3 protein-coding genes and 2 pseudogenes are annotated in these 10,152 nt (G+C 48.0%); all 5 read left to right on the forward strand.

Features of this window, described 5'->3' with window-relative positions; translation table 11 throughout:
* The first annotated feature begins 5 nt into the window (after positions 1-5).
* The 5 genes and pseudogenes from JCM2765_RS18940 (at position 6) to pyk (ending at position 9,575) form a co-directional block, all read left to right on the forward strand.
* Positions 6-611 (forward strand): hypothetical protein, encoded by a 606-nt coding sequence (locus JCM2765_RS18940; RefSeq protein WP_369404029.1) that lies wholly within the window; start codon positions 6-8, stop codon positions 609-611.
* A 256-nt stretch (positions 612-867) separates the two neighbouring features.
* Positions 868-3,450 (forward strand): annotated as a pseudogene (locus JCM2765_RS17750) (ATP-dependent Clp protease ATP-binding subunit).
* Positions 3,451-3,574: 124 nt separating this feature from the next.
* Complete coding sequence (locus JCM2765_RS01885) at positions 3,575-3,772, forward strand: YjzD family protein (protein ID WP_054733062.1); 198 nt, start codon at positions 3,575-3,577, stop codon at positions 3,770-3,772.
* A 453-nt stretch (positions 3,773-4,225) separates the two neighbouring features.
* Positions 4,226-7,610, forward strand: a pseudogene (gene dnaE, locus JCM2765_RS01895) (DNA polymerase III subunit alpha).
* 207 nt (positions 7,611-7,817) lie between these two features.
* Positions 7,818-9,575, forward strand: coding sequence for a pyruvate kinase (gene pyk / locus JCM2765_RS01900; RefSeq protein ID WP_054733068.1), 1,758 nt, complete (start codon positions 7,818-7,820; stop codon positions 9,573-9,575).
* Positions 9,576-10,152: the final 577 nt, after the last annotated feature.

Genomic DNA, 10,152 nt, shown 5'->3' on the forward strand with positions numbered 1-10,152 from the left:
GGTTGATGAACTATTTACAACAACACAACATCGGGACTGGGGCAACCCGGGTATCAACGGTTTCTCAAATTACGAGTGGCCCGACCGCACTGCTAAAGGAGCGCAAGGGGCAGTTTAGCATGACGGATGTGGGGACGATTTCAGCCATTTTGACTGAAGGCACCATCATCAGTAGTACCAATGCCACGAAGCGATTGTTAACGCTGATGGACCAAGTTGGTCGATTTGAATTGCCACCAGATCAGCTGTTGATGACGGCAACGCAAACGGTCGAACACGACTTGCCGTTAATGGTGGCCAACGCTGATAAACTGCGACAGTTAGTTGGTGAACCGACGAAATTAGTCAAAAAATACCCGCAAAAGGCTAAAACCAGTGGTAAGACCAAAACGGGTGAAGAAGTTAAGTTCAACCAAGTTTGGGGTGGTCACCGGTTTACGGCTGAGGAAGTCACGGCGCTTTTAGCTGGCGAGGAAATTAAATTTCAGATTAAAACCAAGCGTGGCAAGCCGATGGCGGTTCATGGTAAGTTGGCGCAGCAGACTTATAAGGGGCACAAGTTCTGGGGGTTTAAGCCGGCGGCGGATGTGTTTGCGAGGTCGGGGAAGTAGGGTAGTTTTAGCTGCTATGTAGCCGAAACGTGTAAAAGCCCCGCAGACCCCGGCCATATAAGGGAAAGAGCGGTTAGATTCCAAACCCGGGAATCCAACCGCTCTTTCCCTTATATTCTGGGGTCTAACCGCGGGTCTTTTACACTCTTGGTCAAAAAAGGTCAAATTAATACCCACAGTGAAATGACCTATGCTAAAATTAACCTATGCTCAAATAAATTAAAATGAAATTAAAGCAAAGGACGCTGAACTCACAATGAATCCAGAACTCTTAACGCAGTCGGTGACGGATGCCATTTCCGAAGCCCAAACCGTTGCGGTTAATCGTAAACAACAAAACATCGGGGTGTCCCACCTCTTTAAAATCTTAATTCAGCCAGGTCAACTGGACCGCCAAATCTTTAGTGATTTAGGCGTTGATCTTGACGCATTGAACGCAGAACTGGACCACGAAATGGACTCGATCAGTACGGTTGCTGGTGAGTCGGTGCAATATGGTCAAAATCTATCACCGGATATGTACCGATTGCTTCAAAAAGCCGATGAAGTTCGCCAAACTTTAAATGACGAGTTTATTGCCAGTGATACATTGATCATTGCGGTCGTTCAAATGACGGGGAGTCGATTAGGTGACTGGTTACAGCGCCAAGGCTTCACTGTTCAACAGGTGAAAAATAAAGTCACTGAGATTCGGGGAGGCGAGCGTATCACTACTAAAAACCAAGAAGAAGGCTTTCAAGCACTCGATAAGTACGGGACTGAATTAGTTAAAGCAATGCGTAGCGGTGAACGCGATCCCATCATTGGCCGGGATGACGAAATTTTGTCGATTACGCGAATCTTATCCCGAAAAACGAAGAATAATCCGGTTTTAATTGGTGAACCTGGGGTTGGTAAAACGGCGATCGTTGAAGCCTTGCCCAACGGATTGCTCGCGGCGACGTGCCGGAAAACTTGAAGGATAAGTCGATTTTCTCCCTGGATATGGGGGCTGATTGCGGGGCCAAATACCGGGGTGAATTCGAAGAGCGGTTAAAGGCCGTCTTGAATGAAGTGAAGAAGAGCGATGGCCACATCATCATGTTCATTGATGAAATTCACAACATCGTTGGTGCCGGTAAGACGGAAGGCAGTATGGATGCGGGTAACTTATTGAAACCAATGTTGGCGCGTGGTGAGCTGCATTTGATCGGGGCAACCACCACTGATGAATACCGGCAGTACATGGAAAAGGACCGGGCGTTAGAGCGCCGGTTCCAAAAAGTTCAGGTCAGTGAACCCACTGTTGAAGATACGATCACAATCTTGCGGGGGTTGCGTGAACGGTTTGAAATCCACCACGGCGTGCGAATTCATGATAACGCGTTGGTGGCAGCTGCCAAGCTGTCAGATCGGTACATCACGGACCGCTACTTGCCGGATAAGGCCCTCGATTTGATTGATGAAGCTTCGGCCTCGATTCGGGTCGCCATGAACTCGGCGCAACGGAACTTGATCAAGCCCGCCGGCAAATGATGCGGTTGGAAGTTGAAGAAGCTGCGTTGAAGCAGGAAACCGATGATGCTTCTGAAGCACGCTTAAGTGACGTTCAAAAAACGTTAGCTGACGTGAAAGAAAAGGTCAACGGTCTTACTGCGCGTTGGGAAGACGAAAAACAAGCGTTGGATGCTTTAAGCGCTAAGAAGACCGAACTTGATAAGCTACCCGTGAATTAACGGAGGCCGAAAAGTCAGTATGATTTGGATAAGGCAGCGGTGCTCCAACACGGCACGATTCCAGAATTGAAAAAGGAATTGGCTGAAATGGAACAGACCGATCACACTGGTGACTGGCTGGTTGAAGAATCCGTGACTGAGCAAGAAATTGCGACGGTTGTGGCTGAGATGACGGGAATTCCGGTCAATAAGTTGGTGGCAACTGAACGTGAAAAACTGCTGCATTTGGCCGACAACCTTCACAAACGGGTCATTGGTCAAGATGAAGCCGTTCAAGCGGTTTCTGATGCCGTACTCCGGTCACGCGCTGGTCTGCAAGATCCAAGTAAGCCACTTGGTTCCTTCCTATTTTTAGGGCCAACTGGGGTTGGGAAAACGGAACTTGCCAAAGCATTGGCTGAAGATCTCTTTGATTCGGAAGATCAAATGGTTCGAATCGATATGAGTGAGTACATGGAAAAAGAGTCAGTCTCTCGGTTAGTTGGGGCGGCGCCTGGTTACATTGGCTACGAGGAAGGCGGTCAGTTAACGGAGGCCGTGCGTCGGCACCCGTACACCATCGTGCTCTTCGATGAAATTGAAAAGGCGCATCCAGACGTCTTCAACGTGCTCTTACAGGTGCTTGATGACGGCCGATTAACGGATAGTCAGGGTCGAACGGTTAACTTTAAAAATACCTTGCTAATCATGACCTCTAACTTGGGGTCCGACATTTTACTGGATGGCACGGATGCTAACGGCGTTATTGCGGATGAAGCGAAGCAAACGGTCGCTACTTTATTGCAACGGTCGTTCAAGCCGGAATTCTTAAACCGAATCGATGATACGATCATGTTCAAACCGTTGACCTTAGCGGATGTTGAACAAATTGTCGGTAAGTTGATCGCCCGGTTATCACAACGGTTGAGTGAACAAAATATCAGCCTGACGATCACTGATGAGGCCACCCACTGGTTGGCTAAGCGCGGTACTTACCAGCATACGGTGCTCGACCACTGCAACGAACCATCACAAACGTCGTCGAAACGCCGTTAGCGAAGTTGATTATTGGCGGTCAAGTGACACCACAATCAACGGTGGCGATTGCTTTGAACGAGGCCGGCGATGGGTTGACGTTTAATTAAACAGTATGAAAAAAAGTACTTGATTATCGCAGATTAGCGATGATTTAGTCTGAGTTTCACTTGAACTTTCAATTGCTTTTTTGACCGATTGTGCTAAACTTTTAATGATTGAGAGGTGTCTAACGTGAAAACTTTAGCTGCAAACTTAGTCGTTATCTTTTGGGCGGTTATCTTCGGTGAAGTCCTTGGCTACATCGGTGGCGCCCTAGAAGTTATGACCTATAATGCAATGGAAATTGGTGTGATCGCCGCAATCGTTGGCTTGATTTTTACCAACGGTGTTCGGTTACTTGGCGCTTCAGATGCCAAAGCACGCGAATAGTGCGTTTATGAGAAGGAACCAGTAATGGTTCCTTTTTTTGTGCTGTTGCTTGTGTCCAGTGTGAGGGTTGGGTGCGATTGGGGGGTGAAGGCTGTTTGTCGTCGCTTTGCTCGCCAAAGCCGCATGAAAACCGGCGCTTTCAGGTTACAAAATCCGGCGCCACTTGGACTGTTATTTCCAGGGTTCCTGAAGTTGCAGAAGATTGTCAACCACGCGCTTTCTGTCTACCGCGCCGAATGGTGCTGCGCGAGACTGAGAAGCTGCATGTAAGGGGCTTCGATAAAACCGCCAAGCCCGGACGCTTTCACCGAAGCCCCTTACATTACACTCTCAACCCGTCTCGCTCCGCACACTTACGCTGGACACAAACGAAAGCTAAAAAATAACCAACAGAATTTGTTATACTAATTACAGAACGGTCATTGACCGATTACGGAAAGGACGCGTGGCAAGATGGGGTTTGTACCACTACAAGTGATAAGTAGTTTTAGTCTGTTGCAAAGCACCAATCAGCTGGATGACTTGGTGAAAACCGCCGCTGACCGTGGTTATCAGGCGTTGGCGTTAACGGATCGAGATGTCATGTATGGGACGGTGGCATTTTACCAAGCGTGTTTAAAGTATCATATCCAGCCGATTATCGGCCTTACCGTGGACCTTGCTGGTAGCATCGCAACGGATCAAGTTTTTCCGGTCGTTTTATTGGCTAAGGATCAGACGGGGTATCAGCATTTAATGGCAATTTCATCAGCTTGCCAAACCCGCGAGACAGAAGCGCCGATGACGTTGGCGATGATTCAGGGCTGGCTGGGGCACCTTGAAGTGATTTTGCCAGCAGAGAGTGAATTGACTTACTGGTTAAATCAGGGTGACCAAGCCAATGCTGAACAGTTGGTCAACCAACTGCGCCCTTATGTGGACGAAAATAGTCTGCTGGCCGGAGTTGCGTTGACCCAACCAGCCAATTATCGCCAATTACTGACGAAGTTTGCGGCTGATCAGCGACTGACGGTGGTGGCACTGCCCGAGGTGCGGTATTTGAACCCAGAAGACCGGTTTGCGGTTAAGGTCTTGAATGCCATCAAGGACGGAACTACGATCAGTAACTTGGCTGAGGCTCAGCAACAGCAAGGGCAGTACTGGTTACGCCCAGCAACGGTATTTGAAGCGAATTATCAGGAGTTGGGGTTGAGTGCTGCCGCTGAGCAAACGGTGGCGGTTGCTGCGGCCTGTCAATTGCAGTTGAACTTTCAACATCCACAATTACCACACTTTAAAACGCCACAGCAGCAACCGGCTGGCGACTATTTACGCGAACAGTGTCAAATTGGCTTAACCCGGCGTTTGAAATTAGACGGCATCGAGAATGCGGCACCGTATCAAGAACGGTTGAATCACGAACTGGCCGTCATCGACCGAATGGGCTTCAACGACTACTTCCTGATTGTTTGGGACGTGATGCGGTTTACGCGTCAGGCCAAAATCACAACGGGGCCTGGTCGGGGTTCGGCTGCCGGTGCGCTGGTGGCCTATGTTTTGGGCATCACCGATGTTGACCCACTGCGCTACAACCTGCTGTTTGAACGATTCTTGAACGAAGAGCGGGCCCAGATGCCCGATATTGACCTCGATATTCCGGATAATCGCCGAGAAGAAGTGTTAACGTACGTGCATGATAAATACGGCCATGACCGTGTCGGCCAAATCATCACGTTTGGCACGTTAGCCACGAAACAGGCAATCCGTGACGTTGGCCGGGTGTTTGGCTTACGGCCCTATGAACTAAGCGAGTGGAGTAAGACGATTCCAAACGTCTTTCACATTTCTCTGAAAGAGGCCTACGAACAATCGCAGCCTTTACGCAACTTAATTGAAGATGCGTCGGTCAACCGGCTGTTGTACGAAACAGCGGTTAAACTAGAGGGACTGCCCCGACACTACTCCACCCACGCGGCGGGGGTCGTGTTGAGTGATCAGCCATTGACGCAGATCGTTCCGGTTCAAAATGGTTCAGAAACGATGCTGATGACGCAGTATACTAAAGATTACGTTGAACAAGTTGGTCTACTTAAAATGGATTTTCTGGGTCTCCGTAATCTATCGATCATGGCGTCAGCGTTAAAGTTGGTGCAACAACAAACCGGCAAACCGCTGCCCATTACCCAAATCAATTTGGATGATCCGGCAACGTTGGCGTTGTTCCAACGTGGCGACACCAACGGGGTCTTTCAATTTGAATCTGCCGGCATCAAAAGCGTGTTACGGCGCCTAAAACCGGATTCGTTTGAGTTGATCGCGGCCGTGAACGCCTTATACCGGCCAGGACCAATGGAAAACATTGATCATTTTATCAAGCGCCGGTTTGGTCAGGAACCGGTGAGTTATCCGGATGAGTCTGTTAAACCAATTTTGCAGTCAACTTATGGCATCATTGTTTACCAAGAACAAGTGATGCAGGTTGCCTCAGTCATGGGGGGCTTTACGCTTGGTCAAGCCGATTTATTGCGGCGGGCAATGAGTAAGAAGAAAAAGCAAACCATGGATGAAATGCAAAAACGGTTTATTACCGGGGCACAGGCGAAAGGGTATTCGACCGACGTGGCAACGGCGACCTTTGCCTATATTGACCGGTTTGCCAACTACGGGTTTAACCGGTCTCATGCGGTAGCGTACAGTAAACTAGCGGTTGAGTTGGCGTACCTTAAAACACACTATCCAGCAGCCTTTTTCACGTCATTGCTTAATTCGGTATTAAATAACTCAGCTAAAACCAAGTTATATTTGATGGAGGCCAAGCGTCATCAGGTTCAGATCCTACCACCGGATATTAACGCCAGTGGGGCGTATTTCCGCCTTGAACAAAACCAGATTCGGTTTGGACTGGCTTCGGTGAAGGGCATGCGCCGTGATTTCTTGAAGGCGATTTTAACCGAACGGCAGGAAAACGGTCCGTTTAAGTCACTTCATCAGTTTTTAGTGCGGCTTGATTTGAAATGGCTGAAACAAGATTTGATTGAAGGGCTCGTTTACGCTGGGGCCTTCGATCACTTTGGCCATAATCGCGCTGAATTGATTGCAAGCTTGCCAGAATTTTTAAGCAGCGTTGAGCTTAGCGGAAACAGCGTTGATTTATTTGAGGCACTAGCGCCAAAGATCCAATCTCTGCCAGATTACACGCTGAGTGAACGGCTGGAAAAAGAAAATGAGTACCTCGGTGCCTACTTGTCCGGCCATCCAGTTGAACAGTATCAAGCGCTTGGTCAACAACGAGGCGTGACGCCAATTGGGGATCTCGGGTTGATCAACAACTCACACTATTGGTCTACGTGACGAAGGTTCGTACAATTCGCACGAAGCGGGGCGACCAAATGGCCTTTTTAACCGGAAGCGATTTAACGGGTGAGGTCAGCATTACGGTGTTTCCTAACCTTTACCGGCGGGTAGCGACTTGGTTGGCGAAGGAACAGGTCATTTTAGTGTCGGGTAAAACCGAAACTAACCGTGGCAGTATCCAAGTGGTTGCCCAAACGTTAACAGATGCTGTAACGATAAAAGTCGCGCCGAATCGGTCCAAGACCGGGACGGCAACGCAATTGCCATCGGTTCCTCGGTGGTATTTACGCCTCGATGCAGCTCACGATAATCCGGCAACGATGCCGCAACTGATGACGTTTTTGCAGCAAACGGCGGGGCAGACACCAGTCATTTTATTTCGGGTGAGTGATGATAGTAAACGCGTTTGGCGACCAATTATTGGCTGCAGCCGGATTCGAATTTAATTGGACCATTAGAGAAAATTTTAGGTGAACATAATGTGATTTTGCAGTTAAAAATCTAATTTTCATAAAATTATGAGAATTTAAAAGCAGTGAAAACGCTTTAATATCGGAAATGTCGCAAATTTGATAAATCTTAGCAGACATTGATTTTGAAAAGTGATAGAATAACTATCGGAATCCAAAATGTACCAATTTTGACAATTCGGTTATCGGTATCACGTAATCGAGTCAAATTGGTATTAAAACTCAAAGGAGAGATTTTTCTTATGAAGAAAACCAAGATCGTAAGTACACTTGGTCCTGCAAGTACCGATGTCGATACAATCGTTAAGTTGATTGAAGCCGGTGCTAACATTTTCCGGTTCAACTTCTCACATGGTGATCACGAGGAACATTTAGGTCGTATCACTAACGTTCACGAAGCAGAAAAGATCACCGGTAAGACGGTTGGTTTGATGCTGGATACTAAGGGTGCTGAAATTCGGACCACTGTCCAAAAGGATGGCAAGATCGAATACCACACTGGCGACAAGCTCCGGATCTCAATGGACGCTTCCTTAGAAGGTGTTAAGGACAAGATTGCGGTCACTTATCCTGGGTTATTTGATGATGTTCATGTTGGCGGCCACGTCTTGTTTGATGATGGTTTGTTGGACATGCTCGTTGAAGAAAAAGACGAAGCTACCAAAGAATTAGTCGGAACCATGCAAAACGATGGTAAGCTTGGCTCACGTAAGGGTGTTAACGCACCTGGTGTTTCAATCAACTTGCCAGGGATCACTGAAAAGGATGCCGATGACATTCGTTTTGGTTTGGATCACGAAATCAACTTTATCGCTGCTTCTTTCGTTCGTAAGCCACAAGATGTTATGGACATCCGTGAATTACTTGAAGAAAAGCACATGGAACACGTTCAAATCTACCCTAAGATCGAATCACAAGAAGGTATCAACAACTTCGATGATATCATCAAGGTTTCTGATGGTTTGATGGTTGCTCGTGGCGACATGGGTGTTGAAATTCCAGCTGAAAACGTACCTTTGGTTCAAAAGACTTTGATCCACAAGTGCAACGTTTTAGGCAAGCCAGTTATCACGGCTACTCAAATGTTGGATTCAATGCAAGAAAACCCACGTCCTACTCGTGCCGAGGCATCTGACGTTGCTAACGCTGTCTTTGACGGTACTGACGCAACCATGCTTTCTGGTGAAAGTGCTAACGGTGAATACCCAGTTGAATCCGTTGCTACCATGAACCGGATCGATATCAAGGCTGAAAACGCTTTGAAGGACTTCGGAACTGATCACATCGACTTGACGACTGGTGATGTTACTGAATCAATCGGCGCTTCTGTTGCTCGCGTTGCTAAGAGCTTGGGCGTTAAGACGATCGTTGCAGCCACTGAATCTGGCTACACTGCTCGTATGATCAGCAAGTACCGTCCAGATGCTGACATCTTGGCCATTACTTTTGATGATCGTACTCGTCGCGGTTTGACGGTCAACTGGGGTGTTTACCCAATCGTTGCCGAAAAGCCTGCTAACACCGATGAAATGTTTGACTTAGCTGCTGCTAAGGCCGTTGAAACTGGTTTAGCTAAGGAAGGCGACTTGATCTTGATCACTGCCGGTGTTCCCGTTGGCGAACGCGGTACGACTAACCTGATGAAGGTTCAATTGATCGGCTCAAAGTTAGTTCGCGGCCAAGGCGTTGGCGATGACACAGTTATCGGCAAGGCAGTTGTTGCTAACAACGCTGACGAAGCTAACAGCAAGACGACTGACGGTAGCGTTTTGGTTACTAAGAACACTGACAAGGATTACTTGCCAGCTATCGAAAAGGCCAGCGCTATCATCGTTGAAAACGGTGGTTTAACTTCACACGCAGCCGTAGTTGGTATCTCAATGGGGATTCCAGTTATCGTTGGTGCTGAAGGCGCAACCGACAAGATTTCTGACGGTGAATTGATCACTGTTGACTCACGTCGTGGCGTTGTTTACCACGGTGCTTCAAACGCACTTTAATTTAAACTAAGTTTTCCGGAAAGTCCGACTTTATGTCGGGCTTTTTTTGTATTGTGTACTGTCGCCTGTGTCCAGCGTAAGCATATTGCGGTTTAGTTTGTGAAGTGCGGTGATTTGCTTGCGCTGTCGATTCCGGTAAGCGACTAGGTTCCTGCTGTGGGGCCGGTCTGAGCCGAAGGGCGGTCTCAGACCTCAAATGTAAGCCTCGCCAAATTCCATGCGAGTCTTACATTTGTCCCCGATGATTGGCGGTTGTTGGAAGTTCGTCAACAACCACCAATCATCGCGACACAGCATCCACCTAGCCGCTGACCGGAATCTGACATTGGCGCAGATTGGTACTATCGTAGAACATCTCAAGACGCGTTGAACGGCAACGTTAGCTTATCAAATCAGCATAAACGTGACGGTCAACTGATGAAGCTCAGCATCACACAACTGGTGGCCCATTGCGGTTACTGAACATTGACCATAATTGCGTCTGCAGTTGTCGAATTATTGTCTAACGTTGCCATCACACAGTTTCATCAGCTTCAGAATGTGACAGTCAACTGTTCTGGCTGACAACAGCGCACCC

It is taken from the genome of Secundilactobacillus similis DSM 23365 = JCM 2765, assembly GCF_001311075.1.
In the GTDB taxonomy this organism is placed as follows: domain Bacteria; phylum Bacillota; class Bacilli; order Lactobacillales; family Lactobacillaceae; genus Secundilactobacillus; species Secundilactobacillus similis.